The sequence below is a fragment of the Bradyrhizobium neotropicale genome (assembly GCF_001641695.1).
Classification (GTDB): domain Bacteria; phylum Pseudomonadota; class Alphaproteobacteria; order Rhizobiales; family Xanthobacteraceae; genus Bradyrhizobium; species Bradyrhizobium neotropicale.
Genome location: NZ_LSEF01000123.1, coordinates 13,360 through 39,761 on the forward strand (window position 1 = coordinate 13,360; position 26,402 = coordinate 39,761).

21 protein-coding genes and 2 pseudogenes are annotated in these 26,402 nt (G+C 62.6%); 12 read left to right on the top strand and 11 right to left on the bottom strand.

Translation table 11 applies throughout. From position 1 onward, the window contains the following. Positions 1-7: 7 nt before the first annotated feature. From AXW67_RS39010 to AXW67_RS39025, 5 genes and pseudogenes are all read right to left on the bottom strand, one after another. Positions 8-1,156, bottom strand: a complete 1,149-nt coding sequence (locus tag AXW67_RS39010; RefSeq protein ID WP_063682173.1) for an ABC transporter substrate-binding protein — start codon at positions 1,154-1,156, stop codon at positions 8-10. 164 nt (positions 1,157-1,320) lie between these two features. Beyond that, a pseudogene (gene hmgA, locus AXW67_RS39015) lies at positions 1,321-2,667 on the bottom strand (homogentisate 1,2-dioxygenase). Positions 2,668-2,775: 108 nt separating this feature from the next. Beyond that, a complete protein-coding gene (locus AXW67_RS44830) occupies positions 2,776-3,240 on the bottom strand; it encodes a fumarylacetoacetate hydrolase family protein (protein WP_283806486.1) in 465 nt (154 codons plus the stop codon). Positions 3,241-3,320: 80 nt separating this feature from the next. Further along, positions 3,321-4,124: pseudogene (locus AXW67_RS44835) on the bottom strand (fumarylacetoacetate hydrolase family protein); the annotation flags it as partial. Between the two features lie 51 nt (positions 4,125-4,175). Next, positions 4,176-4,853 carry a GntR family transcriptional regulator gene (locus AXW67_RS39025; RefSeq protein ID WP_063682174.1) on the bottom strand — a complete coding sequence of 226 codons (678 nt, stop codon included), beginning with the start codon at positions 4,851-4,853 and terminating at the stop codon, positions 4,176-4,178. A 95-nt stretch (positions 4,854-4,948) separates the two neighbouring features. On the opposite strand from AXW67_RS39025, the gene AXW67_RS39030 reads away from it, so the two are divergent. From AXW67_RS39030 to AXW67_RS39040, 3 genes are all read left to right on the top strand, one after another. Beyond that, positions 4,949-5,734, top strand: a complete 786-nt coding sequence (locus AXW67_RS39030) for a helix-turn-helix transcriptional regulator (protein WP_082908217.1) — start codon at positions 4,949-4,951, stop codon at positions 5,732-5,734. 112 nt (positions 5,735-5,846) lie between these two features. Then, positions 5,847-6,599 carry an SDR family NAD(P)-dependent oxidoreductase gene (locus tag AXW67_RS39035; RefSeq protein ID WP_063682176.1) on the top strand — a complete coding sequence of 251 codons (753 nt, stop codon included), beginning with the start codon at positions 5,847-5,849 and terminating at the stop codon, positions 6,597-6,599. 32 nt (positions 6,600-6,631) lie between these two features. Continuing rightward, entirely contained in the window at positions 6,632-7,606 is a 975-nt protein-coding gene (locus AXW67_RS39040; RefSeq protein WP_063682177.1) for a Bug family tripartite tricarboxylate transporter substrate binding protein, read from the top strand. A gap of 353 nt (positions 7,607-7,959) precedes the next feature. Here AXW67_RS39040 and AXW67_RS39045 read toward each other — a convergent pair whose 3' ends face one another. The 5 genes from AXW67_RS39045 to AXW67_RS39065 form a co-directional block, all read right to left on the bottom strand. Beyond that, entirely contained in the window at positions 7,960-8,847 is an 888-nt protein-coding gene (locus tag AXW67_RS39045; RefSeq protein WP_245315872.1) for a substrate-binding domain-containing protein, read from the bottom strand. A gap of 12 nt (positions 8,848-8,859) precedes the next feature. Then, a complete protein-coding gene (locus AXW67_RS39050) occupies positions 8,860-10,161 on the bottom strand; it encodes an MFS transporter (RefSeq protein ID WP_245315883.1) in 1,302 nt (433 codons plus the stop codon). A gap of 217 nt (positions 10,162-10,378) precedes the next feature. Continuing rightward, a complete protein-coding gene (locus tag AXW67_RS39055; protein WP_347336779.1) occupies positions 10,379-11,104 on the bottom strand; it encodes an SMP-30/gluconolactonase/LRE family protein in 726 nt (241 codons plus the stop codon). A 360-nt stretch (positions 11,105-11,464) separates the two neighbouring features. Further along, positions 11,465-12,667: a CaiB/BaiF CoA transferase family protein gene (locus AXW67_RS39060; RefSeq protein WP_063682179.1), complete on the bottom strand. Its 1,203-nt coding sequence runs from the start codon at positions 12,665-12,667 to the stop codon at positions 11,465-11,467. Further along, the gene (locus AXW67_RS39065) at positions 12,657-13,625 is read right to left on the bottom strand and encodes a hydroxymethylglutaryl-CoA lyase (protein ID WP_063682180.1); all 969 of its coding nucleotides are present in this window, start codon (positions 13,623-13,625) and stop codon (positions 12,657-12,659) included. Before AXW67_RS39065 ends, AXW67_RS39060 begins: the two co-directional genes overlap by 11 nt. A gap of 132 nt (positions 13,626-13,757) precedes the next feature. Between AXW67_RS39065 and AXW67_RS39070 the strand changes: the two genes are divergently transcribed. After that, positions 13,758-14,660, top strand: coding sequence for a LysR family transcriptional regulator (locus tag AXW67_RS39070; RefSeq protein ID WP_063682181.1), 903 nt, complete (start codon positions 13,758-13,760; stop codon positions 14,658-14,660). 133 nt (positions 14,661-14,793) lie between these two features. Next, a complete protein-coding gene (locus AXW67_RS39075; protein WP_201723771.1) occupies positions 14,794-16,134 on the top strand; it encodes a RidA family protein in 1,341 nt (446 codons plus the stop codon). Positions 16,135-16,241: 107 nt separating this feature from the next. Here AXW67_RS39075 and AXW67_RS39080 read toward each other — a convergent pair whose 3' ends face one another. Next, positions 16,242-17,240 (bottom strand): LysR family transcriptional regulator, encoded by a 999-nt coding sequence (locus AXW67_RS39080; protein ID WP_063682183.1) that lies wholly within the window; start codon positions 17,238-17,240, stop codon positions 16,242-16,244. A 219-nt stretch (positions 17,241-17,459) separates the two neighbouring features. Between AXW67_RS39080 and AXW67_RS39085 the strand changes: the two genes are divergently transcribed. From AXW67_RS39085 to AXW67_RS39115, 7 genes are read left to right on the top strand one after another with little or no spacing between them, the layout of a single operon-like run. Beyond that, positions 17,460-18,365 (top strand): NAD(P)H-binding protein, encoded by a 906-nt coding sequence (locus tag AXW67_RS39085; protein WP_063682184.1) that lies wholly within the window; start codon positions 17,460-17,462, stop codon positions 18,363-18,365. Then, positions 18,362-19,666, top strand: a complete 1,305-nt coding sequence (locus tag AXW67_RS39090) for an MFS transporter (protein WP_063682185.1) — start codon at positions 18,362-18,364, stop codon at positions 19,664-19,666. Before AXW67_RS39085 ends, AXW67_RS39090 begins: the two co-directional genes overlap by 4 nt. Before the next feature lie 45 nt (positions 19,667-19,711). Beyond that, positions 19,712-21,334, top strand: a complete 1,623-nt coding sequence (locus AXW67_RS39095; protein ID WP_063682186.1) for a thiamine pyrophosphate-dependent enzyme — start codon at positions 19,712-19,714, stop codon at positions 21,332-21,334. Positions 21,335-21,364: 30 nt separating this feature from the next. Continuing rightward, entirely contained in the window at positions 21,365-22,876 is a 1,512-nt protein-coding gene (locus AXW67_RS39100) for an aldehyde dehydrogenase family protein (RefSeq protein ID WP_063682187.1), read from the top strand. 41 nt (positions 22,877-22,917) lie between these two features. Beyond that, positions 22,918-24,459 carry a 5-carboxymethyl-2-hydroxymuconate semialdehyde dehydrogenase gene (gene hpaE, locus AXW67_RS39105; RefSeq protein ID WP_082908219.1) on the top strand — a complete coding sequence of 514 codons (1,542 nt, stop codon included), beginning with the start codon at positions 22,918-22,920 and terminating at the stop codon, positions 24,457-24,459. 22 nt (positions 24,460-24,481) lie between these two features. Continuing rightward, entirely contained in the window at positions 24,482-25,462 is a 981-nt protein-coding gene (hpaD, locus tag AXW67_RS39110; protein WP_063682188.1) for a 3,4-dihydroxyphenylacetate 2,3-dioxygenase, read from the top strand. A 26-nt stretch (positions 25,463-25,488) separates the two neighbouring features. Then, the gene (locus tag AXW67_RS39115) at positions 25,489-26,367 is read left to right on the top strand and encodes a fumarylacetoacetate hydrolase family protein (protein ID WP_063682189.1); all 879 of its coding nucleotides are present in this window, start codon (positions 25,489-25,491) and stop codon (positions 26,365-26,367) included. Positions 26,368-26,402: the final 35 nt, after the last annotated feature.

A 26,402-nucleotide genomic window follows, 5' to 3' on the forward strand; every position in this document is an offset into this window, starting at 1 on the left:
CGCGCCGCTACTTTGCCAGGCGGAACTTGCCGCCTTCAACCTTGATCAGAAAGGCCGACCGTTCGTCGTAGCCATTGTGGTCGGCCTTGCTCATGTTCGACAGCCCGTTGTTGAGATAGACGTTCTGCCCGCGCTCAAGCTCATCCCGCAGAGACATGCGAAACTCGGGCGTGCCCGGCTTCGCGGCCTTCAGCGCATTCGGTGCAGCTTTTCCGATCAGCGCGACGACATCCCAGAGGTGAGCGGCGAACATGTTCGGCTTCTGCCCGTTCGCCGCTTCATACGCGGTCACGAACTCCTCCGTTGCGCGACGGAACGGATCTCCAGCCGGAAGATCGGCGGCAATGGTAAAGGCCTCGCCGGCGAATACGGCGCCTTCGACGTTCTCGCCTCCAAGCTTGATGAACTCCTCGCTGGCCACGCCATGCGTTTGAAAGATCTGTCCGGTGTATCCGCGCTCGCGGAGCGCCTGTTGCGGCAGGACCGCTGGCGTTCCCGCAGAGGCAATGAAGACCGCGTCGGGATTCGTCGACATCACCTTCAGCGCCTGGCCGGTGACGCTCGTGTCGGATCGCGCGTAGACCTCATGCGTCGTGATGGTCAGCCCCAGACCTGGCGCGAGGCGGCTCACCTCCTTGTAGTAGCCCTCGCCGTACCCATCCGAAACGCCGACATAACCCAGCGTCTTCACGCCGGATTTCGCGATATGCTTGAGGATGGCGCTTGCCATGAGATCATCATTGGGAACGACCTTGAAGGCCCAGGCGCGCTTCTCGTCCATCGGTTGAACGATGGCTGTGGCGGCCGCGAGCGACAGCAGCGGCGTCTTCGATTCGAGCGCGACGTCCAGCATCGGCATGGTTACCGGCGTCACAGATGAGCCGACCAATACGTCGACCTTGTCCTGGATCACAAGCCGGCGTGCGTTCTGTATCCCCTTGGTCGAATCCGACTCGTCGTCCAGGGTAATGTAGGTCACCTTCTCTCCGCCGATCTCCTTCGGAAGAGCTGCGACCGTCTTGAGCTGCGGCTGCCCGAGTGCAGATCCCGGGCCAGTTGCCGAGATCACAATTCCGATCTTGATCTCCGCGTTCGCCGGGTATCCATAGAGAACGCATGCCACGAGAAGACAAGCTCGCGCGAAACCGATCTTCATCCGCAGTTCCTCCGCCTTGATGCCTTCACCGGTTGCCCCGGGTGAGCGATCCTAGACGGCGTCGGAGGTCCGTGTCTGTCCCTATCCCTAGGGACAAGACATTGGCGCCCGAAGGCCGGGCGCAGGAACCCGCCTCCAAAATCTTCGGTTTGCTTTCCGAAGCGCTATGATCGATCGAACTTGCGCGCGAGGCCGTCCCAGCAATCGGGATAGGCGCCATCGAGCAATTCGAGCTGCGACGCATAGGCGGTCGCGCTCAGGGGATAGCGGGTCTCGAACATGAAGGCCATTGTGCCCGACAGGCGTTCCGGGACGAGATCCTTGCGCGATGCCTTCTCGAAAACTTCGGCATCAGGTCCATGCGCGATCAGGGCGTTGTGGAGGCTCATGCCGCCCGGCACGAAGCCGCCGGGCTTGGCGTCATAGACGCCGTAGATCAGCCCCATGAATTCGCTCATCACGTTCATGTGGTACCACGGTGGACGGAACGAGCTTTCCATTACCACCCATCTCTCGGGGAAGATCACGAAATCGACGTTCGCTGTGCCTGCCATGTCGGAAGCCGAGGTCAGCACGGTGTAGATCGAGGGGTCCGGATGGTCGAACAGCACCGAACCGACCGGCGAGAAGCGGCGCAGATCGTACTTCACGGGCGCGAAGTTGCCGTGCCAGGCGACGACATCGAGCGGCGACTGCGGCAGGTCCGTCACATAGAGCCTGCCGAGCGATTTGACGTAGAGTTCGCAAGGCGTCTCCTTGTCTTCATAGCCGGCGACAGGCGCGAGAAAATCGCGGGGGTTGGCAAGGCAGTTCGCGCCGATCGGTCCGCGCTCGGGCAGTGTGAGATAGCTGCCGTAGTTTTCGCAAACATAGCCGCGTGCAGGTCCGTTGGGCAGATCGACCTTGAACTTCATGCCTTTCGGAATGATCACGATCTCTCCAGGACCTGCGTCGATCACGCCGCATTCCGTGAAGACCCGGATCAAATTGTGCTGTGGCACGAGCAGCAGCTCGCCATCGACATTGTAGAACTAGCGGTCTGCCATCGAGCGGTTGGCCACATAGACATGCGCGGCCATACCAAGTTGCAGATGCGCATCGCCCCCCGTCGCGATCGTCCGAAGGCCGGAAAGGAAATCGCACGGCTCGTCAGGGATGACGATCGGCGGCCATCGGAGCTGCGCGATCGGAAGCCGCGATTCGTCGCGGCAAGGCGCCGTCCGGATCAGTCGGGCATGGACCTCGCGAAAACCTCGGCCGTGCAAGACCGAGGGGCGCACCCGATAGAACCATGTACGCTTGTTGCTGTGGCGAGGCGCGGTGAAGGCGGTGCCGGACAGTTGCTCGGCGTAGAGGCCCAGCGGCGCCTTTTGCGGTGAATTGCGCATCACCGGAAGCGCGCCAGCAACGGCTTCGGTTGCAAACGAATTCTCGAAGCCGGTCATGTAGGCCGGCGAGCCGTCACGGGGCGACAGCACCGCCTCGCTGAAAGCATTGGTATGAACGGTCATGGGCGAACGAGCCTCGCGGCAAATCATGTGGAGCTGACCGCAATCCTGCCACCCCGCTCGATCTGGTCAGTCACATGCGCGGGGGACAACGCGGGGGGCTCGCCGGATTCAGCCGGCGAGCGCGGGAAGGATCCGTCCGGCGCAACGACCGAAGCCGATCGGCACGAAGCCGTCGCGGATGCATCGGCCGGTCATGGTGACTTCGTCGCCGTCTTCCAGGAATGTCCGCTGCTCGCCGCTCGGCAGCTTCAGCGAACGTGCACCAGCTCTCGATATCTCAAGCAGGCTGCCGAGACCACTCTCGTGGTCGTCGGAGACGGTGCCGCTGCCGTAGAGATCGCCCGCCTCGATGCTGCATCCGTTGCTGGTGTGATGAGCGACCATCTGGCCGACCGACCAGTACAATTCGCGCGTCGAGGCTCGTCCGAGACGGACCGCCTCGCTTCCCTGTTGCCGCATCCTTGCGGTTGCCAGCCGGGTCTCCAGCACGATGTCCACGGCGCCGATAGCCTGGTCCTCGCCGTCGGCAAGATAAGGCAGCGGTGCTGGGTCGCCATCCGGGCGCGCCCGCACGGGCACGCGAAACGGACGCGCGCATCCACGGTGACCACCCAGGGCGAGATGGTGGTCGCAAAACTCTTACCAAGGAACGGGCCGAGCGGCTGATACTCCCAGGCCTGAATGTCGCGTGCCGACCAGTCGTTGAGGAGGCAAAAGCCGAACACATGTTGCCAGGCTCGTGCCAGCGGCACCGGCTCGCCCTGCACCGAATGTCCGCCGAGGAAGACGCCAAGCTCCGCCTCGAAGTCGAGGCGCCGGCTCGGACCGAATGACGGCGCATCCTCGCCAGCAGAACGCGTCTGGCCGCGAGGCCTGCGCACCTCGCCTCCCACGCCGATGGTCGAGGTCCGGCCATTATAGCCGATCGGCACGTATTTGTAGTTCGGCAGCAGCGGATTGTCCGGCCGGAAGGTGCGACCGGCATTGGTCGCGTGCTGGATCGAGGCGAAGAAATCGACGAAGCCGCCAGGCTTGGCGGGGAGAAACATCTCGACAGAGGACATCGCATGGAGATGGCGCTCGGCCCGACGATGCTCGCCGTGGCCGGCAGACAAGAGATTCGAAAGGGCAAGGCGCAAGGCGGTCCACGCGCCCGGCGACAGCGACATCAGTGGCTGCAGGGTTGGAGCGGCCAGGAGCGCCCCCAGAGACTGCGCCTCTCCGAGCAACGGCGCGACCGCAGAGACATCGAGAATGTGATCGCCGATCGCGACCCCGCCGCGGGGCGTGCCGTCATCAGCCGCAAGGCGAAAGATGCCGTACGGCAGATTCTGGATGGGAAAATCTGTGGAGGCCTGGTTGGCACTCGGCAGGTTCGGCGTGACGCGTCGTGGCTCGCGTCGAGGGCAATGTTCGGCATACCGGGGATCTCCGCGCGTCAGCAGCCGACCTAGCATGCACGCCGCATCTCTTCTGTCACATGCGCGGGGGACCAACGGCGAACGCGATCATTCCTGCCGGACGTCTAACGGCTCCGCAAGACCAGTGACCCGCCAAAACAAGGCGAAGGTTCGTTGAATATGCGCCCGCATCGCCTTTTCGGCGGCCGGACCATCTCGCTTCTTGATGGCGGCAACGATCAAGGCGTGATCCGCATTGCCGAGCGCCAGCTCCTCGCCCGTGGTCACGCGAGCGATCGGCGCGTTGAAGTAGAATTGCCCCGAATGATAGATCGCATCGGTGAGCCGTGGATTGCCTGAAGCCCGCATGATGGCATCGTGGAAATCGCGGTTGGTCTTCACCCGCATGGCCTCGTCCGAGCTGCGCAAATTCAGCCGCCGTTCGTGGATGGCCACGATCGCGGCGATGTCCGAAGGCGAGCCGCGCAATGCGGCAAGGCTTGCGGCGTAGCCCTCGAGCGCCATGCGCACCTCTGCGTTCTGCCTGATCTCATCCGGCGTGAATTCGCGCACCGCCCAGCCGCGCTTGCGCGGCACGACGAGGCCCGCGTGGGCGAGGCGCTGAAGGCTTTCCCGCACCGGCGTGCGGCTGACCTGCAACCGTTCGGCGATATCCAGCTCGATGAGGGGTTGGTTCGGGCGCAGCTCGCCAGTCACGATCTGGCGACGCAGCACAGCATAGACGTCGCTCGACAGACGGGATGGCAGCGGATCGTCGGGAGGCATGGATGGCTACCGCTTTGCACGCAAGTTTGCATACAAATTTCATTTCGTCTATAGAAAGCTCAAAGTCAACGTGAGGGGGAACACGAGGAGCGTGCATGCGGACACACCGCCTCATTGGACCGCCATCGACGTCAGCGGACATGCCCGGGCTTACCGATCTGATCGAGCATCTCGGCACGCCGGCTTTTCCCGCGACACTGTTCCGTTCGACGTTTGACTGGGCGAAGGCCAGCCACCTCACCGCATTCGCTTTCGAGCCCCGTCAAAAGCCTCGCCTGATCTTCGCTGAAAACACCGGCACGGCACCGATCGCTCGCGGGGTCGCCGATCAGTATTGCCGCGACTACTGGCGGCACGACCTCGCCAATCGCGTCCCGCTGGACACCGGGACAGCCGACCGCAGCGAGAGCTGGATTCTGCATACGCAGGCCTCGGAGATCGTTCACTCCGACTATCGCCGCGCCTGCTACGCCTCCGTATGTCTCGACCATCGCGTCAGCCTGATCGACATGAAGGGCAATCACACATTGCGCATCAACATCTATCGAAGCAAGGGCGACGCCTTTTCCGATGACGATGTTCAGCGTATCGCCGATCGTGCAGGCCTGTTGCTGGCACTGACACGCCGCCACGCCGACTACGGCCTGGCCGACCGGCAAAACTCCTTCACGCGTTATCGGGTCCGCCTTGCCGGCGTCGCCCCCGGGCTGACACGTCGCGAGAGGGAGGTCTGCGCCGCCATCATTCTCGGCCTCACCTCCGAGGGTATTGCCCTGGAGCTGGGTGTAGGGCTGAACACAGTTCTCACCTACAAGAAGCGGGCCTACGCGCGTCTCGGCATTTCCTCGCAGAATGAGCTGATGCGCCTTGTGCTGAATTGACGAGGTTCGTTGCAAGTCTACCTCGCCGCAGGGTGCCGCCGCTGTCCCTCGATCAGGTGACAGACTTCCCTGCGCGACCGGCTCAAAATCGCAATCCGAACGGGGATCCTCAATGAGCGCTATCGATAATTTGGCCGGCCGCCTCGCCGTCGTGACCGGCGGCAGCAACGGCATCGGCGCGGCCACGGTCAAACGCCTTGCGGCCGCGGGAGCAGATGTGATCATCGGCTATCACAGCAGCGAGGTGCGTGCGCAGGAGCTGCTGCGCAGCCTGCCTGCCGGTCGGCACGCAGTCGCGCACCTTGCGCTGGAGGATCCCGCCAGCTTCCAGGCGCTTGCCGCACAGATCGACGGGCGGGGCGGAAAGCTCGATATCCTCGTGAACTCGGCCGGATTCACCCGCGCAATTCCACATCACGATCTCGAGGCTCTGACCGACGACCTGTTCGAGCAGATCCTGATCGCCAACATCCGCGGCCCCTATTCGGCTATCCGCGCGCTGCGTACGCAATTGCGGGCGTCCGGCGACGCCGTGATCGTCAACGTCTCGTCGATTTCCGGCTTTACCGCCTCGGGCAGCAATGTGGCCTATTGCGCCTCGAAGGCCGCGCTCGACAATATCGGCATGTCGCTCGGCCGCGCACTCGGACCGGAAATTCGCGTGATCAGCGTATCGCCCGGGGCCGTCGCCACCGACTTCGTTCCGGGCCGCGACCGGGAGGCGTTGGAAGCCGGCGCGAAGTCGACGCCGCTCCGTCGCGTGGTCGAGGCAGACGACGTCGCAGCGGCGATCCTGGCATGTGCCACGCATCTGAAGGTCAGCACCGGGACCACCATCGTGGTCGATGGCGGCCGCCATCTGTAGGTGCAGCGCAGACGATTGAAGGGACGGGTTCCATGCTTCGCAAGCTTGCGGCAATGACCGGCGCGTGGCTGTTGACAGTCATGATCGCCTCGCCCGCCACTTCTGCCGACCAGTGGCCGCGAAAGCCGATCACGCTGATGCACGGGTTCGGTGCCGGCGGCAACGCGGATACGATCTCGCGCCTCGTCGCGGCGGGGCTTGCCGAAAAGCTCGGAGCTACGGTGACTGTCGACGCGAAGCCCGGCGCCGGTGGAAACCTTGCATCTGAGTTGGTGTCCAGAGCGGCGCCGGACGGACACACGCTGATCCTTCTGACCGGCGGCCATGCCGTCTCGGGCGCGCTTTACAAGGGCCTCAGATTCGACCCGGTGCAGGCCTTCAGCTTTGTCTCGCTCATCGGCACGTTCCCCTTCGTCGTCGCGACACGCGCGGACAGTCCCATCACGGATCTGTCCAGCCTGATCGCGGCGGCCAAGGCCGCGCCCGGGAAGCTGACCTTCAGCTCGGTCGGATTTGGATCGACCCAACATCTGGTCGGCGAGCTTCTATCGCTGTCCGCCGGCATCAAGCTGACGCATGTGCCGTATCGCGGCGGCATGCAACCGCTGACCGATCTGCTCGGCGGCAACATCGACCTGATCGTCGACACCATCACCGTGACGCGTCAGGGCATCAACGGCGGCACGTTGCGCGGTCTCGGCGTCACGAGTGCTGAACCGTGGCCCGCCCTGCCGACCGTTCCCTCGATCGGCACCCGCATTCCCGGCTTCGAGGTGATCTCCTGGATCGGCATCGCCGCGCCAGCCGGCACGCCAGCGCCCGTGATCGCGCGGCTGAATGAAACATTGCGCGCGCTGGTCGAAGACGCGGCGTTCCAGCAAAAGCTCGACGATCTCGGCGTGCGCGCCAAGGCGAGCTCGCCGGCCGAAATGCGCGACTTCGTAGCCGGCGAGATCACGCGATGGAATGGCGTGATCGATCGCGCCGGCCTATCGAGGATCGATTAACGACGCGCGGTCAGACCTGACTGCCGAACAGAATTCGAATCGAACTCTACGAGATAAAATGATCGCTGCTTCGTGCCGGCAACAGGCTTCGCGCTACCGACTCATCTCGCAAGCAAGGATGCCCAACTACGCTTGGCCTTCTGATTCCTAGATGGATGCTATCGCCAAGTTCTGCTGGTGGCGAACGCTTCCGCATGCTCTTTCCTGAAACTGCGCATCGCGACTGCTCGACGCGATCGCATTGGCGAGATATTTTCTCCTCCCATACTGCCCGCCCCTCGGGGCGGGCTTCTTTTTGGTTGCGATGGATCGGAACACGGCGGGAAGGCGTTTGCCGTCCGGACGGCAGGCTGTCAGATCAGGCCCATGGTCAGGTCACTGAATAGCTCTTCGACGCGAAACGACCGCGACACCAGATTCTGCTGCACCGCGTAGTCGATCAGCATTTGCAAGGCGGGACGCATGGCCTCCATGCCAAAAGGCGTCGAATCCCGAGACAGGCTAAGATCGTTCGATTGCTTCAACAAACGGACCACTTCCTGCACCGAACCGGGGTCATCGTCGTGCATCGCCCGGGTGACCACGACCGAATGATTGATCGGGGTGACACCATATTTTCGAAACCAGGCCTCGCCCGCAGCGCGCGGATCCGGAAACAGAGGTTTCAGCCGCGGATCGGCCGACGTCTCACCAAGGACGACGTCCACCTCTCCATCGAGCAACATCTGTAAGATGGTTCGTCCCGCAGGCGCGCGCGTGCCATCCTCACGGCATTCGGCGACATGAGGGTCCTCGAATGTAACCCATTCGATGCGATCGAGGTCAACGCCGTAGTCGTTGGCGAGTATGCCGCGCAGCCAAACGCCGGTCGTCGTCGTCAGCGACCGCACCGCGACGCGCTTGCCGGCCAGATCCGACGGCCAGAGCCGGCCCCGCTCCGCGTTGTAGAGCGCGCGCGCATGCGGCAGCCGTCCGGTCGTCGTCACCGGCAAGAGCACCAGCGGCTTGCCGAAATCACGGGCGACCAGATAGCTGACGATTGCGAGTTCGGACACGTCGAACGCCCGGTCCCGGATCATCGGCTTGAAGCCATCGACCACCGAGGGATAGTCGGCGAAATCGAACCTCACACGGTCGGAGGTTAGCGCGCCGCTCCTGAGCGCAGCGGTCCCCGGATAGTCGCCCAGCAGGGTTCGCAACCGTCTTGGTCCGGCCATCGTCTCGGGCATCAGCTCTGACATCGTGGCATCGACCTATGCGGACACCGTCTCCAGCTTGAGCCCGTTCGTGCGCGGGCCGAAGATGCCGATCGTCGCAACGACGATCGCCATCGATCCAGCGATCAGCGCAAAGACGCCCGTCACACCGAAATCGCGAAGGCAGAATGCGATCAGGAAGCCCGAAAACATCGCGCTGATGCGGCTGATCGAATAAACGGCCCCGATCGCCCGGCTGCGCATGCGGGTCGGAAAGAGCTCCGCCTGGTAGGCGCGATAGGAGAATGTCAGGCAATTGCTCGCCAGCGCCATGGCGACTCCCAGGGCGACGATAAGCGCGGCATCCTCCTGCCGCGAGAAGATCAATCCAATGATTGCCATCGACGTCGCCGAGCCTACCACGATCCACTTTCGCTCGATCCGTTCGGCAAATGTCATCGAAAGCAAGGGGCCGATGGGATTGGCGATCGCGATCACGAACGAATAGAGCAGGCTATGCGTGACGTTGATGCCCTTGGCGATCAGGAGCGTCGGGACCCAGCTCGCGAAGCCATAATAGCCGATCGACTGAAAGAAATTGAACACCAGCATCATGATGGTGCGCCCGCGGTATCGCGATCGCCACAACTCGGCAAAACTCACCTCCGCTTCCTGCACCACGGGGGGTTGAGGCTCGGGTTCGGGCAATAGCGACCCGGTCCGCGCAACGATCTCACGCTCGAGCCGTGAAACGATGGCATCGGCTTCGGCGATGCGGCCCCTCTGCGCCAGCCAGCGCGGACTTTCCGGCAAGCCCAGCCGAATGAACCAGACGGCCACGGCGCCAGCACAGCCGATCCAGACCACCCAGCGCCAGCCATCGATACCGAGCGGCGCCGTCGGCACGAAGTACCAGGCGACCAGCGCGACGGTGGGAACGGCGGAGAACTGTATTGCTTGCAGGAAGGCAAACGATCGTCCGCGCGAATTGGCCGGGACAAGTTCGGTCGTGTAGGAGTCGATCGTCACGATCTCCGCACCCGCGCCGATGCCCGTCAGGAACCGGAAGAAGATGATCCACTCCGCGGTGTGCTGACAAGCGAGCAGGACGGCCGCCGCGGTGTACCAGAGCAACGCGCCCGTAAAGACAGCGCGTCGACCGAAGCGGTCGGCCAACTGACCGAATACCAGCGTCCCAACGAACAAGCCGGCGAACATCGCGGCGACGAAGGCACCCAGTCCAGTGAAGCCGAAGAAGTTCACGGTCGAGGTCGTGAAAATTCCGCTCCTGAGGCCCGGCCCGATATAGGCGGTGAAGAAGACGTCGTAGATCTCGAACCAGGCGCCGAGGGCGACCATCAAGACCAGTCTCCAGATTGGCCAACCCATCGGCAGGCGATCCAACCGTGCATTGATCAAGGCGGCGGCCGCAGCATCGACGGCAGCTCCGACGCTTGCTCCGCTGCCGCTTGTCTGTTCCACGTCGATTTGCTTTGCTGGCCCGTGCATGCGCTGCCTTCCCGTCAACATCTTTGTTTCTGGCCGGCGCAGGAGAAGCGCCAGCGCTTGATCGGCGTCACTTCCGCTCCGCGTCTGCGTAGACGCGGCGACCGGGGACATGCCATGACGCCTTCAGGATTGCGCCTGTGTCGGATTGCGTGATGTAGACCGTCTTCCGATCCGGGCCGCCAAATTTGGCGTTCGTCGTCGTCTTGCCTTTCGGAGACACGATACGCGCGATCGGCTCGCCGTCCGGGTTGATCACGAAGACCGAGCCGAGCGAGGCGTGCGGCACGAACAGATTGGCCTGCTCGTCGATGAAGATGCTGTCAGGCCCGCTTACGCCGTAGAAGGACGCAAAGCGCCCGACCTTTCCGGTCGTTCCGTCGGGAAACAGCGGGACCCGCCATACCGAGTTATCGCGCGTCATGGCGACAAACAGCACGGTTTCGTTCGGATGCAGGACCAGGCCATTCGGGCTGATTCCGGTCGACAACAACAGATCGAGCTGCCCGTTGGTTCGTAGCCGGTAAACCCGCCCGGTAGGATCCTGCAATCCGGTTTGCCCCTGGTCGGTGAAGTAGATGTCGCCGTTCAGCGCGAAGGTCAGGTCGTTTAGTCCCTTGAAGTGCTCGCTGTCGCGGCGGCCGAGAAACGGCTCGATCTTGCTGGTGGCGGGATCGAAGGTGAGCAGACCCTGCTTGTAGTCGGTGATGAAGAACTTCCCGTTCGGGTGCAGCGCCATGCCGCCGGGTTCTCCATCCCATTCCGCGAGCTGCGTCCATTCGCGGTCGGCCGAAATCCTGAAGAGGCGCCGAACGGAACGTCGACGACGTAGAGGTTGCCCTGGTGATCGAGCGTGAGTCCTTCGATGAAGCTGTCGACCGGCGGCTGGCCGACCTTGTTCACGGTCGACCATTCAGACTTCACGCCGGTACGCCGGAATTTGCCCGGCATTTCCGTGTAGATCTCGGCCTTGATCAGCTGTGGCGACGGATAGAAATTCAACCCGGGTTGACCAGCAGCCTCCTCCGCGAATGCCTCGGAAGAGAAGCACTTGCCGGCCACGCCATGCAGCACGGCGCATGCCAGCGCCTGTCCGAACATTTTTCGTCGCGATAGCAACGTCACCTCCCCTTTGTGTTTCTTGTCTGCATTCCCGCTATGGACTGGCTGCAAGCACCTGATCGGCGAGCAACCTTTCGATTTCGGCACGATCAAACCCGGCAGCAGCCAGGATCTCGCTTGTATGCTCGCCAAGACGCGGCGGCTGACGGGTCAGCCCTGGCCGCTCGCGTTCCGCGCCGAATTCGACGGGCATGGCGGGCAGGCCCGTCATCTCGGTCGCGCCTTCGGGAGTGCGAATCGCAACGTCGATCAGTCCGCCATGACTGCGCAGATGAGGATCATCGAACAGATCTGTCGGCTTGCCGACAGGTGCCCAGGAAACGGATGCGCGCTCGCACCGCGCGGCGATTGCCGCCTTCGAAAGCGATGCAAGCGCCTGCTGCACCGCGGGAATGAGCCAGCTTCGATGGCTCGCCCGCATCACATTGGTCGCGAGATCGGGATTCTCTCCGAGGTCGAGAAGCCCGAACTCTTCGGTGAACCGCGTCCATTGCTTGTCGCTGGTGACGCCGATGAAGATCTGATCGTCGCTCGTGTTGAACACGTCGTAGATCGCCCAGGCGTGACGCCGCTCCGGCATGGGCTTTGGCGGATGCCCGCTGGCGACCGCGCCCGCCATATGCGTGACCATGAAAAAAGCCGCGCTCTCGAACAGCGCGCTGCTTATCCGCTGACCTCGCCCTGTCACGTCGCGCTCGCGAATTGCAGCCAGCGCGGCCGTGACCCCGAAGATGGCGCCTGTGATATCGTTGACGGAAGCGCCCGCGCGCAATGGCCGGCCCGCGGGGCCCGTCATATAGGCAAGCCCAGCCTGAAACTGCACGACCTCGTCGAGCGCCGGCCGATGCTCGTAGGGGCCCGCGAGAAACCCCTTGAGCGCCAGATAGATCAGACGCGGGTTGACCGCTTCGAGATCGACGTAGCCGCACCCGAGCCGCTCCATCGTGCCGGGCGCGTAGTTCTCGATGAGGATATCGGTGTCCTTCACCAGCCGGTGGACGGTCGCACGGCCCTCGGGATGCTTCAGGTTGATCGCGATGCTGCGCTTGTTGCGATTGAAACCGGCAAAGAAGCCCGCGCCGAATCCCGGCAGGCGGCGGGTATGGTCGCCATCCGGAGCCGGCTCGACCTTGATCACGTCGGCTCCGAGATCCGCAAGGATCAAGCCCGCGCAGGGCCCCATGATGGTATGGCTGAACTCCAGGACCTTCAGCCCCGTAAGAGGTTTAGTGGACAACTGACGCTTTCCTTCGCAATGAATTGAGACTTCCGGCGTGAAGGAGCTCGCTCGGCAGTTGGTGGCCGACGATCTCTTCCGCCATCCGTCCGACTTCGATCAACGCATCGAGGTCGACGCCCGTGCGAATCCCCATCTCCTCGCAGAGCAGCACCAGCTCCTCCGTGCAGATGTTGCCCGCGGCGCCCTTGTGGCCTGCGAAGGGACAGCCGCCCAGTCCGCCGACGGTGGAGTCGAACCGCGTCACTCCCATCCGCAGACCGGCCATTGCATTGGCGACCGCGAGCCCGCGGGTGTCATGCAGGTGCAGCGTGATCCGCTGGTGCGGCCACTTGCTGCGTACCTCGCCGAGCAGCCGTTCGACCCGCTGCGGCGTCGCCCAGCCCATCGTGTCCGACAGCGAGATGCTTTCGATCGAGACGCCGCATTCGTCGGCGATGTCGAAGCCGTCCTGAAGCGTGCTGATGACCTGCGCAGGCGCGATATCACCCTGAAAATTGCAGCCGAACGCCGCCATGACTCCGATCCGCCGAACCGGAACGTTTTTCGACAGGTGAAGGCGGGTCTGCTTGCGCATCGCTTCAACGTTTTCGGCGTGACTGCGATGCAAATTCTTTCGGGTGAATGCATCGGATGCCGACAGCGAGATCGAGCCCGACAGCGTCAACTTGTCTGAATGCGCGAGCGCTCTGTCGAGCCCCTTGTCGTTGAACCAGAGCCCCACATAGTGAACGCCGGGCGCAGACCGGAAGCCCGCGACCACGTCATCTGCGTCTGCCCATCCCGGCACGAGGCGCGGGTTGACGAAGGAACAGACCTGGATGTGCCGAAGTCCGGTTTGCGCCAAAGCCTCGATGAGGCGGATCTTGTCCGCCGAGCCAATTGGCCCCGGCTCGATCTGGAATCCCTCCCGCGGTCCTTCCTCCTGGATCTCCACTTCGTTGGGCAGATCTCCCATTCGTTCCTCCCGCCCCGGCGGAATGCGCACCGGGTTCTCGATCCTGCTTTCTCGGCGCAGGATGGCGGGCGCCCTGCTATTTCGTCCAATATTTATTTGACGCTAGTAGCCATATGTTTTTTAAATACCAGAATGGACATCCGACAGCTTCGTTACTTCATCGCGGTGGCCGAAGAGCTCAACTTCAGCAAGGCCGCGCGCCGTCTCAACCTCAGCCAGCCTCCCCTCAGCCTTCAGATCAAGGCCCTCGAGCATGAGGTGGGCGCGCCGCTGTTCCTGCGCCAGCGCCGCGGCGTCGAGCTGACCCAGGCCGGACAGATCCTGCTTGGGCACGCGCGCGGCGCTCTTGCAGAACTGGATCGCGCGATGGGAACGGCGCAGCGCGCAGCGCGTGGAGAGGCGGGGCTGCTGCGCATCGGCTATACGGGATCGGCGCCGATCCATGCATCGTTCTCGAACATCCTGCGCCGCTTCTCGCAAACCTATCCCGAGATACGCCTCGAGCTGCTTCACGCCTCGACCAGCGAACAGGCCGAGATGCTGACGGAGCGACGGCTCGACCTCGGCTTCCTGCGACCGTCTCCCGTGTTTCCCCTGCCGAAGAACCTGACCATTCGCCGCCTCTGGCCCGACCCGCTCGAGCTGTTCGCACCGAAGGATCACCTCCTGCTGCGCAAGCGCGGGGCCATCGCCGTGCGAACCTTGGCGTCCCAGCCCTTCATCTTTTTTGCAAATGCTAGCCGACGCGGATTGAACGGCCATGTCGTTCACCTCTGCGGCGAGGCAGGATTTGCACCGAAGGTGGTTCAGGAAGCCGAAGACGGCGGCGCCATTCTCGGCCTTGTGGCCGCAGGCTTCGGGATTGCCGTGCTGCCGAATTGCTACGGTCAGATCGCCGTCCGCGATGTCGTCCAGCGCCCGCTGACCTCGACCGAGGCAAAGAGCCATCTCTGCCTTGCCTACAATCCGGATCGCACGTCCGATCAGCTCATGCGATTTGTCGAAGTCGGGTCCGGCGCGGCAATGGCCGCCTGACGCCTTCTAAATATCAGATAGATTGTATCTGGAGGTTAGGCTTGATCCACTGAACGCCATGCGTTTCGCTATTGGATGCCCCGACGCGGCGATATCCGCTATCTCGGGCTTCAAGGCAATCGTGGAAGCGACAGTGACGACAAGCAGCAGATTTCTCGCGATTTTCGTGACCCTCGGCTCTCTGCTATTGCCGCTTCCCGGCGCGCACGCTGAAGACATTCCATTCTCAAAGCAGGCATTCAGCGTGCTGCCCTCACATCAAGGGCACTTCGCCGACATCGTCACCGTCGCGGGCCGCAGTCGCACCATTTTTTTGTGGGGCGTCGGCGCGGAAGACGAGGACAGCACCACGCAATATGCGCCTCAAGTCCGTTTTCGTGGAGAATTTTCAAAGCAGTGCGACTATGCCTTCGACAAGATCGGCCGGATGCTCGCAACCCGGAGCGCGGGACTGGCCGACATCGTCATGCTCCGCGTTTATCTGACCGACGCGCGCAACGTCGGCGACCTCTCCAAATGCATCGATCAGCGTTTCGTCGACCTGCCTCGGCCGACACTCACGATTGCGAACATCTCCCAACTCGCCCACGCCGGGATGATGATCGAGATCGAGGCAACGGCAGCGATCGCCAACGCGGACAGCGACAACACGTTCTCGATCTTCCGCAACAAGGAGACGCTCGGCAAATGGAACGTGGGTGCCACCGAGGTTCTCGAAGTCTCCGGCCGCGACAGTACCACCTATGTGTCCGGACTGCATGCCGCCCAGGGAGCGGCGAGCCAGGGACTGCCGGTCGCGATGTTCCCGCAGGACTTCGTCAGCCAGTGCGCGTATGTGCAGAAGAAGATGAAGACCGAGATGCTCGCCCTCGGAGGCACCAACGACAATGTCGTTCGTTCGACGACATTCGTAACGGGAGACGTCCGACAGCCTGACTCTGCCAAGTGCCGTGCGCAACTTCCCAAAGAGGACAAAGTCCGCGTCCCCGGCACGCTTCTCAACGTGCCGCAGCTCAGTGCACTCGGTGAGACCTTCACCTACGACATCATCGCGATGATGACCGACCCCGGCGACGGTCGGAGCTTCGCCAGGAAGAACCGTGCCGACGAGACCAATCCAGGTGTCGCCGCCACCGTGACCGTCTCGGGCCCGCGTCGCACTCTCTTTCTCTCCGGCCTCGGGGCCCCGGCCGAGGATGGCGCCGTTCAGTTTCTTGGAGACTTCCAGGGGCAATGTCGCGCGTCCATGCGCAAGGTCGAAACGCTTCTGTCGACGCAGAACGCCAAGCTCGCGGACGTCGCCAAGATGCTCGTCTTCGTCACCGACAGCCGCTATTTCGCCGACTACGGGCGGTGCATGGCGGACGTGTTCGGAACCGGGATTCAGCCGGCCCAGACATTCGTGAACGTGGCACGGCTGCCGACGTCGGACATGTTGTTCCAGGTCGACGTGACCGCCGTTACGGCTCAATAGATAGCTCCTCGACGTGCCACGATACTCATCTGGCGTTGGAGCAATCCTGCTGCCAGCACAGATCATCGACTCGCAAACACCGACGATGGCACACGTGTCGGCCGGACCTAGCTGCGTACGGGCTTTGCCTTCCCCGAACGATCATTCTCGACGCTTCTGCCGGACCGCCTCTTCGGCTTGTCGAGCACCTCCGCTGGCCATCGGCCGCTTTTCGCGTCCTGAAGGACGACTTCCCTCAAGATCTTTCTCACTTCCGTAAAGGCTCTGGTCTGAGGATGGTCCGCGAGGGAGATCAGGCAAAGTTCGCGCATGAGGGTGGGTTCAACGATGCGACGCGCATGAATTCCGCTCGCTAACAGATCGTTTCCCACCGTTGACCTTGCCAGAATGGCGCATCCCAGCCCGGCTTCGAGTGCCGTGCGCATGATATTCAACGAATCGATCTCGAGCTTCGGGCTCGGCCTGATCTGATTGCGAAGAATCTGCGTCTGGATGATCGCACGCGAAGTCGGCGGTGTGAGTCCGAGCACTGCGCCTTGAGGTATGTCGGCAAAGGCGATCGGCGAATTCGAACGACCGATGATCTCAGCACGACCGATGAGGAAGAGCTCTTCCTTCAACAGGGCTTCCCGTTCCAATCGCGCGTCGTTCGACGGATTGAATACAAGAGCGAAGTCGAGCGCTCCAGAGAGTACCTGTTCGGTCAAATGCGGGCTCAATCCTTCGCTGATCGTCAGATGAACATTCGGACAGCCCACTCCCACCCCTTGCATGATAGGCAAAGCGCTGACTGCACCAGCGGTGTGGCTAACGCCGATCGAAACCGGTCCGGCGGCGACCTCCGTGAACGTCTTGACGTCGATTTCAGCCTTGGCCATCGCGGACAGGATCGCACCGGCATGCTCGTAAAGCCTTCGCCCGGCCGTGGTCAGCGCGATTCCCCGCGGTCGCCGGTCAAGCAGAGTTACGCCCAGCTCGGCCTCGATCTCGGACACATGATGGCTAAGCGCCGACTGTGCGATGTTGAGCGATTCAGCGGCACGGGCAAACGCGCCAGAGTCCGCGATCGCAACGAAGTAACGCAACTGCCTGAGACTAAGCGTCATGCGGACCCTGCGCTCCCCAATCTGCCGTGGCCTGCGCCGCCGGGCTTCGGATCAACATCTAAAATTCAGATAGTCTCTATATGGAAGATATAATTGTTAGACGTTGGCAAGTCCATCACTCTGCCTCCAAACGATCGCTGGCGTCGACGAAGCAGACGGTCATCCGCCTGACTGCCTGGCTGTGCTCGCACGCAGGGCCTTCGATCGCGGGAGGATCGTATGATTGGGATTACCGGCGCGTCGGGCTATCTCGGCGGCAGGATACTGCGTTCGGTCGCAGCACAGCGTCCGGCCGGACAACCGCTCATCGCGATGACACGCCGGTTGGCGAACGCGGCCGAGCTGAAGCGTTTCGCCGACGACGTCAGACAGGCTGACTTTGCCGCCCCCGAAACGCTCGACCTCGCCTTTCGCGGCATCGATACGCTGCTGATCGTATCGGTCGAAGGTCGCGACGAGGAGCGCATTCGCCTTCACCGCAACGCGCTCCAGGCAGCACTCGCCCGCGGCGTCCGGCGGATCCTCTACACGAGCTTTTTCGACGTCGATCCCAACTCACCCTCGAGCGTCGCGCGCGTTCATCGCATGATGGAAGCCGACCTCATGTCATCCGACGTCGATTGGGTGATGTTGCGCGACGGTCCCTATGCCGACAATTTCGCCAAAAGGGTCGCCGAGGCGGCGCGGCAGGACGGAATCTTCCGCATGGCCGCCGGTGAGGCTCGCCTCCCGCTGATTGGTCGTGCCGACCTTGCGGAAGCCGCGGCGGCGGCGGTTCTGTCTGATCGCAGTCAAGTGGCCTGGCGATTGTCCGGGGCGGAGCTCCTCGGCTGCGCCGAGCTCTGTGCCGCCTTCTCCGAAACATTCGGCTTGTCTGTCAGATACGAGGCGATCTCGGACGATGAGCAGGCCACCGACCTGCAACGCCAGGGCTTGCGGACGGACTTGATTGAGCGGCGCATTGCATACGGACGGGCCATCCGTGAGGGCTACATGACGTCCCTGACGGACGATTTTCAAGACCTCGTGGGCCGCCAACCAATGCGGATTCGCGACCTTCTTCCCACGCTCGACCTCGGCGCGGTGCGACAGGGCGTTCCGACGAATGAGGTGAAGGCATCATGACAGGAACGCAGCAGCCGACATCGAATCCCGTCTACGCCAAGGTCGCGTGGCGGATTCTGCCGATCCTCTTCGCCGTCCAGTTGATCGGCATCGTCGACCGCTTCAATGTCGGATTTGCCCAGCTCCAGATGTCGAAGGAGCTCGGACTGTCGAACGCCGCGTATGGATTCGGCGCAGGCCTGTTCTTCATCGGCTATTTCGTGTTCGAAATACCGAGCAATATGATCCTCGCCCGCGTCGGTGCCAGAGCATGGTTCACGCGCATTCTCGTGACCTGGGGCGCAGCGACGCTCGCGATGGCGTTCGTGAAGAACGAGACGTGGTTCTATGTCCTTCGCTTCCTGGTCGGTGCAGCCGAAGCCGGGTTCGCGCCTGGAACGCAGCTCTATTTTTCACGGTGGTTTCCCAACGAGTATCGTGGACGCGTGAACGGTTGGTTCCTGATGTCCATCCCGCTTGCGGGAATGCTCAATGGGCCGATCTCGGGAAACATCCTCGGTCATCTCTCGGGCTTTGCGGGCCTATCGGGTTGGCAGTGGCTCTTCCTCACCGAAGGCGTGCTGACGATCCTTCTCGCTCCCTTGCTGTTTGCGATCCTGCCGAACGAACCGAGGGATGCCGCATGGCTCGGCAAGGATGAACGCCTCGTCGTCGAAGAGGGCGTGGAGACATCGAGACGGCTCGCGCATACGCATGCGATCGGAGACATGCTGAGGAGCCCTCGCACGCTTCTGATGGCTGCAGTCTACTTTCTGCTTCTGCTCGGCAATTACGGCATTGCGTTCTGGATGCCGCAGATCATCAAGGGCTCCGGAATTTCCGACCCCGTTGCGATCGGCTGGTTCGCGGCAATCCCGTCGCTCTGCGCGTTCGTGGCGATGCCCATGTTCAGTCGCCTGTCCGACGCCGGCGGCCGCAAATGGTTTCTGGTCGGTGGCGGGCTTACCTCGGTCATCGGTTTGGCGGTGACCTCTCTGAACAGCACCAACACGACACTCGCCATCATCGGCCTCGCCCTCACAGCAAGCGGTGTGCTCGGCTGCATTCCGGTATTCTGGGCCTATGCGGCCCGGGTCTATTTCGGTCCGGCCGCGGTCGTCGGTTTCGCGCTGATCAACTCTGTGGGCAACCTCGCCGGCTTCGTCGCTCCCACCTACATCGGCATCGTTGCGGACGCGACCGGATCGCCGGTGAACGGGGTTCACGCCATCGCCATCGGTCAGGTCGTTGCCACCCTTCTCGTCGCAGTCCTCTTCGACAAGGCCGAGCCGCAGCCCAGTCTTGAGCCACAAAGACTGTGAACCTCCTGCCACGTCGCCGCGAACATCATCCGAGAGAGCGAAACAATGCATCGTGAGACCACCGGCACCCTGATCGCTCAGTCCCTGATCAATCACGGGGTCGATACCATCTTCGGTATCCCGGGTGCGCACATGTATGACTTCAACGACGCGCTCTACGAGCAGCGGCACTGGCTGCGCTTCATCCACACCCGTCACGAACAGGGCGCAGGCTATATGGCCTACGGCTACGCCAAGTCGACTGGAAAGCCCGGCGTCTACACCGTCGTGCCCGGCCCCGGCGTCCTGAACTCCGGCGCCGCATTGTGCACCGCCTATGGCGCGAACGCGCCGGTCCTTTGCGTCACCGGCAACATCATGTCCGAGCTGATCGGCCGCGGACGGGGGCAACTTCACGAACTGCCCGATCAGCTCGCGACTCTGCGCGGACTGACCAAAGCGGCTGCACGCATCAATCATCCGAGTGAGACGGGCGATGTGATGTCCGCCCTGTTCACGCAGATGCTGAGTGGACGGCAAGGCCCGGTGGCGGTCGAAGCGCCCTGGGACGTGTTTGGCAAAGCAGGCAGTTGCGCCAACGCCGGTCAAATCGGACGCGCGCTGCAGGCGCCCCAGCCTGATCCGGATGAGATCAAGAAAGCTGCCGCCATAATCGCCGCGGCGAAGACTCCGCTCATCATGGTCGGGGGCGGTTCCGTCAATGCCGGCCGAGAGGTGCGAGAACTTGCAGAACGGCTGCAGGCTCCGGTCACGGCCCATCGCTCCGGCAAGGGTATTGTGCCGGACGACGATCCGTTCTCGCTCGATTTCGTGGCCGCTCGCGACTACTGGAAAACCGCGGACGTGTTGATCGGCATCGGCAGCCGGCTCGAACTCCAGTACATGCGCTGGCGCTGGATGCCCAAGGGCATCAAGGTCATCCGCATCGACATCGATCCGACCGAGATGGTGAGGTTGAAGCCGGACGTCGGCATCGTCGCCAGCGCGATCGACGGAACGCGGGCGCTTATCGACGCGCTGAAGACGACCGCCCCGCCGTCGCGGCGCGATGAGCTGCTTCAGCTCAAGGCCGCGGCTCGCACCGCCATCGCCGACGTGCAGCCCCAAATGGCCTATCTCGATGCAATCCGCGCGAGCCTGCCGCGAGATGGCTTTTTCGTCGAGGAGGTCAGCCAGATGGGTTTCACGGGCCGATTTGGCTTTCCCGTATATGCCCCACGGCAATACGTGACGTGCGGCTATCAGGACAATCTTGGGTTCGGCTACAACACTGCGCTCGGCGTGAAAGTCGCGAATCCGGACAAGCCCGTCGTGTCCGTTTCCGGCGACGGAGGCTTTCTGTTCGGCCTCCAAGAGCTGGCCACAGCCGTGCATCACCGCATCAACGTCGTGGCGATCGTCTTCAACAACTCCGCATACGGCAACGTCCTTCGCGATCAACGGCAGGCCTATCAGGGGCGCTATATCGGATCGGACCTGACCAATCCCGACTTCGTTCGCCTCGCCGAATCCTTCGGCCTGAAGGGCTACCGCGCGTCCTCGCCTGCTGCATTGAAGAAGACCCTGGACGAAGCGCTCGCCCTGGATGCGCCGAGCCTGATCGAGGTCCCCGTGGAGAAGGGATCCGAAGCTAGTCCCTGGCCTTTCATCCACCCGCCCGCTTCCTGAGACAGCGATACCGATCACGAGGACATACCCATGACCGCACATGTTCGTTCTTCTTCCGAGCTACCCGTAAGCGAGGCGACCCGGACTTTCCTCGCTGCCGAACACAAGATGACGATCGGCGGCCGCGACGTTGCCGCTGCCAGCGGCGCGACGATCCCGGTATACGACCCTGCCGCGGGCGGCACCATTGCCGCCGTGCCCGCGGGCGGCAAGGCCGAGGTCGATGCAGCCGTTCAAGAAGCGCGAAAGGCCCTGAGCGGCCCCTGGTCGAAGCTGCGGCCCACCGATCGCGAACGACTGTTGCTGAAGCTCGCCGATGCGCTCGAGGCAGACGGCACCCTTCTTGCCGAGCTCGAGACCGCCAACAACGGCCAGTCAATCGGGATCGCAAGAGCCATCGAGGTCGGCGCGTCCGCCGAACATCTACGCTACATGGCAGGATGGGCCACCAAAATTTATGGACAGACCCTCGACGTATCGATCGCGGTTCCCCCCGGGACGCGCTACCGCGCCATGACCCGCAAGGAGCCGGTCGGCGTGGTCGGCGCCATCGTCCCCTGGAATTTCCCGCTGTCGATGGCGATCTGGAAGATCGCCCCCGCGCTCGCGGCCGGTTGCACCATCGTGCTGAAGCCCGCGGAGGAGACTCCGCTCACCGCGCTTCGGCTCGGCCAGATCATCCGCGAGGTCGGCTTTCCGGAAGGCGTGGTCAACGTCGTGACCGGGTACGGTCACGAAGCCGGCGCGGCGCTCGCATCGCATCCCGGCATCGACAAGGTCGCCTTTACCGGGTCGACCGAAGTCGGCAAGATCATCGGACGTGCTGCGGTCGACAACATGACCCGCTTCTCGCTCGAACTCGGCGGCAAGTCGCCGATGGTGATGTTCGATGACATGAATCCGGACCTGATCGGCACGGCCGCAGCGATCGGCGTCTATTTCAATCAGGGGCAGGTTTGCACCTGCGGCTCCCGCGTGCTGGTGCAGAAGAGCATCTACGACAAGGTGGCGGAGGCTTTCGTCGGCGTCGCCAACACTCTCAAGATCGGCTCCGGCTTCGATCTCGCCAACCAGATCAATCCTCTCGTATCGAAAAAGCAGCAATCGCGCGTTCTTGGCTTGATCGAGAAGGGCGTTTCGGAGGGTGCCCGCGTGGCGGCGGGCGGCGCAGCCACGGACGGCAATGGCTTCTTCGTCAAGCCGACCGTGATCCTCGGCGCCCAGCCCGACAATATTCTCGTACGCGAAGAGATCTTCGGACCTGTCGCTGCGCTGATGCCGTTCGACGACATGGACGACGCGATCCGCCAGGCGAACGACACCGTCTATGGGCTCTCGGCGTCGGTCTGGTCGCGGGATATCAACCGTTGCTTCTCCTTCGCCGACGCGGTCAAGGCAGGCACGGTCTGGGTCAACATGCACAACGTCGTCGACCCCAACATGCCCTTTGGCGGCTTCAAGCAATCAGGCATCGGTCGCGAACACGGCGCAACCGCCGTCGACAACTATCTGGAGACGAAATCGATCTGCGTTGCGTTCTAGCTGCGCGACAACCGGCCGAGTGGATCAACAGCGAGGACGGCATGCCTGACAAGTCTGCGAACAGTCTCGACGCCAATCAGGAACGAGCATCCGGTTACCTGGCGCGTTTCCAGGACAATACCGTTCCGCACCTCATTGCGGGCCAGCGGACGTTGTCGGTCTCGGGCGCCACGTTTGACACCATCGATCCCGTCACCAACGAAAAGCAATGCGCGGTCGCATCGGGCGATGCGGCCGATGTCGACAAAGCCTGTGATGCGGCTGCAAAAGCGTTCAGGACATGGCGTAGCGTCTCCGGCGCAAAGCGGCGCGAGATTCTCCACGCCATCGCGGACGCCATCGAAGCGCGATCCGACGAGATTGCGCTGGTGGAGAGTTCGGATACCGGTCAGCCTATCCGTTACATGGCAAAGGCCGCGCTACGCGGTGCGGAAAACTTTCGCTTCTATGCCGACCGTGCGCCGGGCGCAGCAGACGGTCTCTCGCTTCCCGATACTGATCACATCAACTACACGATGCGGCAGCCCATCGGTCCGGTCGGAGTCATCACGCCCTGGAATACGCCGTTCATGCTATCGACCTGGAAGATCGCGCCAGCGCTCGCAGCGGGCTGCACGGTCGTCCATAAACCAGCGGAGTGGAGCCCCCTTTCCGCGGTGATCCTCACCGAGATCATGGATCAGGTCATTCAGGCTCACGATGGGCCCGCAGGGGTCGTCAATCTCGTGCATGGCATGGGCGAGAGCGCCGGCAAGAGCCTGACCGAACATCCCGAGATCAAGGCTGTGGCGTTCGTCGGAGAGACCACGACCGGCTCGCATATCATGCGGCAAGGAGCCGCTACGCTGAAGCGCGTTCATTTCGAACTCGGCGGGAAGAATCCGGTCATTGTCTTCGACGATGCAGACCAGGACCGCGCACTCGATGCGGTTCTCTTCATGATCTACTCGCTCAACGGCGAGCGTTGCACGTCGTCCTCACGCGCGCTGGTGCAGGAGGGCATCTACAGGGAATTCGCGGCCATGGCGGCAAAGCGCGTTGCAAACCTGAAGGTTGGACATCCGCTCGACCCTGCGACCGAGATCGGCCCCCTCATACACCCGCGTCACACCGAAAAGGTCCTGAGCTATCCGGCTTTCGCTCGCGACGCGGGGGCAACGGTCGCCGTCGGCGGCGAGCGCGCACTCGGCGGCCAGGGTAATTATGTCCAACCGACCCTCTTCACCGGGGCCAGGAACGACATGCGGATTGCACAGGAGGAAATCTTCGGTCCGGTGCTGACGATGATCCCCTTCAAGGACGAAGCCGATGCCGTGCGGATCTCGAACGATGTGCGTTATGGCCTGACCGGCTACATCTGGACCCGCGACGTCGGTCGTGCACACCGCATCGCGCGAGACATCGACGCCGGCATGATCTGGGTGAACTCCGAGAATGTCCGCCATCTGCCGACGCCGTTCGGCGGCGTCAAGCAATCGGGCATCGGCCGCGATGGCGGCGACTATTCCTTCGACTTCTACATGGAAACCAAGAACATCGCGATCGCTTATGACGGTCACAAGATCCCGCGCATCGGGCTCTGACCCAGAACTTCGGAGCAAAGACATGTCGATTCCCGCCAGTGTTCTGTATCCACCGTTCAACATTGTCCGGCTGAGCCACATCGTGCTGACCGTCACGGATATCAAGGTCTCCCGCGCCTTCTATGCCGATGTGCTGGGCCTGCAAGTGACCGCGGAGGATGACAAGAGAGTCTATCTGCGCGCGCTCGAAGAGCGAGGACACCATTGCATCGTCCTCGAGCAGGGTGACCATGGCGTTGCCAATGAACTCGGTTTCAAGGTCTTCGACGAGGAGCATCTCGATCGGGCGGCAAAGCATTTCGAGACGCAAGGCCTGCCGGTGCAGTGGGTGGATGCCCCGCATCAGGGACGTACCTTCCGTACCCGCGATCCGCTGGGTATCCCGCTCGAGTTCTACGCCCGGATGGACCGGCTTCCGCCGATCCACCAGAAGTACGCGCTCTACAAGGGCGTCAAGCCGCTTCGCATCGATCACTTCAACTGCTTCTCGCCGGACGTGCGGGCCTCCGTCGCGTTCTGCAATTCGCTCGGCTTCAGGGTCACAGAATACACCGATACCGAAGACGGGTCGGAACTCTGGGCCGCCTGGATGCATCGCAAGGGCGGCGTGCACGATATCGCCTTCACAAACGGCCTCGGTCCCCGCCTTCACCACGTCGCCTTCTGGGTGCCGACGCCGCTCAACATCATCGACCTGCTCGATTTGATGTCGACAACGGGCTACGTCGGCAACATCGAACGAGGCCCGGGCCGCCACGGCATCTCCAATGCCTTCTTTCTTTACATCCGCGACCCGGACGGACATCGCATCGAAATCTATTGCTCCGATTACCAGACCGTGGACCCCGACCTTGAGCCGATCCGCTGGGATCTGAAGGACCCGCAACGTCAGACCTTGTGGGGCGCACCGGCGCCGCGATCCTGGTTCGAAGAAGGCTCGAACTTCAGAGGTACCGAATTGCGCGTCTCCAAGCTGAAATCGACCCCGATCGTCGCACCGTAGCTTTGAGCCAGTCAGGGGGCAGCACGATGAGCCAACCGAAGCTTTGCACGTTTTTCGCCGAGGGCAAGGTGCGCTACGGTCTTGTCCGTCCTGGCGGCGTCGTCGATCTCAGCGCTCGCCTTGATGCCCGCTGGCGCGGTCTGAAGGAGGCGATCGCAGACACGGTCCTGAACCAATTCGTGGAAGCGGGCGGGCGTCTACCCATTGATTTCTCGGATGGCGAATTCCGCTTCCTTCCCCCGATCCAGGCCCCGGAAAAGATCATTTGTGTCGGCGTCAACTATCCGGATCGAAACGAGGAGTACAGGGACGGCCAGGCGGCTCCCGGCAACCCTTCGCTGTTCGTCCGCTTCCTGCGCTCCTTCGTCGGGCATGACGTCCCGCTGACCCGCCCAAACGCTTCGCATCAGTTCGACTACGAAGGCGAAATCGTCTTCGTCATCGGCAAGCCGGGACGCCACATCCCCGAATCCGACGCGCTGGGACACATTTCCGCGCTTTCGATCGCCAATGAGGGAACGATCCGGGATTGGGTTCGGCATGCCAAATTCAACGTGACCCAAGGCAAGACTTTCGACGGCACCGGGTCCATTGGACCCTGGATCGTCCCGTACACTTCGGAGGATCAACTTGCCGACGTCAGGCTCACCACGCGCGTCAACGGTGAAGTCCGCCAGGACGATCGCACCAGCCGGATGATCTTCAGCTTCCGGAAACTGATCAGCTACATCTCGACCTTTACGACCCTGGTTCCTGGCGACGTCATATTGTCTGGCACCCCGACCGGCGCGGGTGCGCGATTCGACCCGCCGCGTTGGCTCGTGCCGGGCGACATTGTCGAGGTCGAGGCCGAGGGAATCGGTACGCTCCGGAACGGCATTGTCGATGAACTCAATCAGCCGTAGATCGTGTCTATGGCACGATCCATCCGTTTTCACCG